The sequence below is a fragment of the Streptomyces malaysiensis subsp. samsunensis genome, assembly GCF_024519315.1.
GTDB lineage: Bacteria > Actinomycetota > Actinomycetes > Streptomycetales > Streptomycetaceae > Streptomyces > Streptomyces malaysiensis.
The window spans coordinates 1-2988 of the sequence record NZ_JANIIC010000177.1 but is presented as its reverse complement, the minus strand read 5'-3'; the positions used below and the strand labels follow the sequence as shown (position 1 = coordinate 2988).

The window sequence follows — 2988 nt, the reverse complement described above, 5'->3', positions numbered from 1 at the left end:
GCCGCGGCCGGGTCGGCCGTACGGCACGGAGCGCTGCGACGAACTCCTCGCGGGTCTCCCCGACGACCACAGCGCGGTGCGGCAGGGTGGCACGGGTGGTGTTGAGGGTGTGCGCCACGTCGCCGAGCGACGCCTCGTCCTCCTCGACATGCGTGGCGAGCCGTTCTGCCAGGGCGGTCAGCGCGGGCCCGGTGTGTGCGGACAGCACCCAGGGCACCGGTCCGACCGGCGGTGTCACCGGCACGTCGGGCTCCGGCGCCGCGGGGGCCTGTTCGAGGACCACATGGGCGTTGGTGCCGCTGATGCCGAACGACGACACCGCGGCACGCCGCGGGCGCTGGTCGGTACCCTGCCAGTCCCGGGCCTCGGTCAACAGCCGGACCTCGCCCGCCGACCAGTCGACGTTCGGCGTCGGCTCGCTGATGTGCAGCGTCCTGGGCATCACACCGTGGCGCATGGCCATGACAGTCTTGATGACACCGGCCACTCCGGCCGCGGCTTGGGTGTGCCCGATGTTGGACTTCAGCGACCCGAGCCACGCGGGCTGGTCACGGTCCTGCCCGTAGGTGGCGATCACGGCCTGGGCCTCGATCGGGTCACCGAGCCTGGTACCTGTGCCATGCGCCTCCAACAGGTCCACGTCGGCCGCGGTCAGCCTGGCGTCGGTGAGCGCCTCACGGATGACGCGCTGCTGGGAGGGGCCGTTGGGGGCGGTGAGGCCGTTGGAGGCGCCGTCCTGGTTGACGGCGGTGCCGCGCACCACGGCGAGCACCGGGTGTCCGAGTCGAAGGGCGTCGGACAGCCGCTCCACCAGCAGCAGGCCGACGCCCTCGCTGAGCACGGTGCCGTCGGCGGACGCGTCGAAGCTCTTGCACCGCGCGTCGACGGCCAGCCCCCGCTGCCGGCTGAACTCTACGTACGGATGCGGAACGGACATCACCGTGACGCCGCCGGCGACGGCGAGCGAGCAGTCTCCGGAGCGCAGCGCCCGCACGGCGAGGTGCAGGGCGACCAGCGAGGAGGAGCAGGCGGTGTCCAGCGAGACGGCCGGGCCCTCGAAGCCGAAGGTGTACGAGACCCGCCCCGAGGCCACGCTCGCCGCGCTGCCGTTGCCGAGGTAGCCCTCCAACTCGGCGGGGAAGTCGCGCAGGCGGGTCACGTAGTCCTGGTACATGATGCCGGTGAACACACCGGTGCGGCTGCCGCGCAGGGTGGTCGGGTCGATACCGGAGCGTTCCAGGACCTCCCAGGTGGTCTCCAGCAGCAGTCGTTGCTGCGGGTCCATGGCCAGCGCCTCGCGCGGCGAGATGCCGAACGGGTCCGGGTCGAACGCACCGGCGCTTTCCAGGAATCCACCCTCGCGGACGTACGCGGTGCCCGGGTGATCCGGGTCCGGGTCGTACAGGCCGTCCAGGTCCCAACCGCGATCGGTGGGGAACGGCGAGACCGCGTCCCCGCCCGAGGCCATCAGCTCCCACAGCGACTCCGGCGAGTCGACCCCGCCGGGCAGTCGGCAGGCCATCCCCACGATGGCAACCGGCTCGGCCGCCCCCTCCTGGAGCGAGGCGTTCTCCCGGCGCAGCCGGGCGTTCTCCTTGGCCGACACGCGCAGCGCCTCGACAAGCTGTTCATTGGTCATCGTCGCGCCCCTCAGGCTCCGGTTCCGTCCATCACGTGCCGGATCAGCGCCTCGGCATCCATGGCGTCAATCAGGCCGTCCTCGTCGGGCTCGGCCGCGTCCGGTGTCCGCGCCGGGTCGGGACCGGCCAGTTTCAGCAGCGCCTCCAGCACCCCGGCCTCGCGGAACCGGGCGACCGGCACCCGCTCCAGGACCCGGCGCAACTCCCGCTCGTCCGGGTCGTCGTCGGGCCCGGCGGCCGCCGGGGCGGGGGAGACCTGGTCCAGCAGGTACCGCGTGACCGCTCCGGCCGCCGGATAGTCGAAGACCAGCGTGGCGGGCAGCTGGAGCCCGGTCATCGCCGACAGCCGGTTGCGGAACTCCACGGCGGTCAGGGAGTCGAAGCCGAGGCTCTTGAACGCCTGGTCCGGCTCGATGGCACCGGGGTCCGGATGCCCGAGCACCTGGGCCACCTGCTCGATCACCGACGCCAGCACCGACCGCTCACGGGCATCCGGGGCGAGCGCCGCGATCCGTTCCGTCCACGGCTCGGCCCCGCCGGAGTCCGCCCCGACGGCCGTTCGGCGTGGCGCGCGCACCAGCCCGCGGAGCAGAACCGGCACCGCGCCGGAGCGGCCGATGGCGGGCAGGTCGAACGTGGCCGTCACCACCTGTTCGAGGTCGACGGCGAGCGCGCCATCGAAGAACTCCAGCCCCTGCTCGTCGGTGAGCGGCCGCAGGCCGGCACGGGCCAGCCGGTCGTGGTCCGCGCGGGTGAGGTGGGCGGTCATGCCGCTGGTGCGTTCCCACGAGCCCCAGGCGAGTGAGGTGCCGGGGAGGCCGTGGCGTCGGCGGTGTGTGATCAGGGCGTCGAGGAAGCTGTTGGCGGCCGCGTAGTTGGCTTGTCCGGCGCTGCCGAGCACACCGGCCAGCGAGGAGAAGACCATGAACAGGGTCAGGTTCTGGTCTTGGGTGAGTTCGTGGAGCCACCAGGCGGCGTCGGCCTTGGGGGCGAAGGTGGCGGTCAGCGCGTCGGCGTCCAGGTGCTCGACGGTGGCGTCGGCCAGTGCTCCGGCGGTGTGCACGACGCCGGTCAGCGGGCCGGTCTCGTCGTTGAGGCGGGCGAGTGCGGCACGGTCGCCGGTGTCGCAGGAGCGGACGCGGACTTGGGCGCCGAGCTGTTGGAGTTCGGCGATGAGCTCGGTGGCGCCGTCCGCGTCGGGTCCTTGGCGGCTGGCCAGGACCAGGTCGCGGGCGCCGTGTTCGGTCACGAGGTGGCGGGCGATGAGGGAGCCGAGGCTCCCGGTGCCGCCGGTGATCAGCACGGTTCCTTCGCCGATCGCCACCGGCTCGGTGGGAGCGACCGCGGT

General features: G+C 72.9%; 2 protein-coding genes. Both read right to left on the bottom strand.

Translation table 11 applies throughout. The annotated features are described in order from the left end of the window. Positions 1-1639, bottom strand: a 1639-nt coding sequence (locus tag NQU54_RS48255; RefSeq protein ID WP_257636606.1) for a type I polyketide synthase, incomplete at its 3' end; no start/stop codon positions are given. 11 nt (positions 1640-1650) lie between these two features. After that, the coding region (locus tag NQU54_RS48250) for a type I polyketide synthase (protein WP_257636605.1) at positions 1651-2988 on the bottom strand (1338 nt) is incomplete at its 5' end.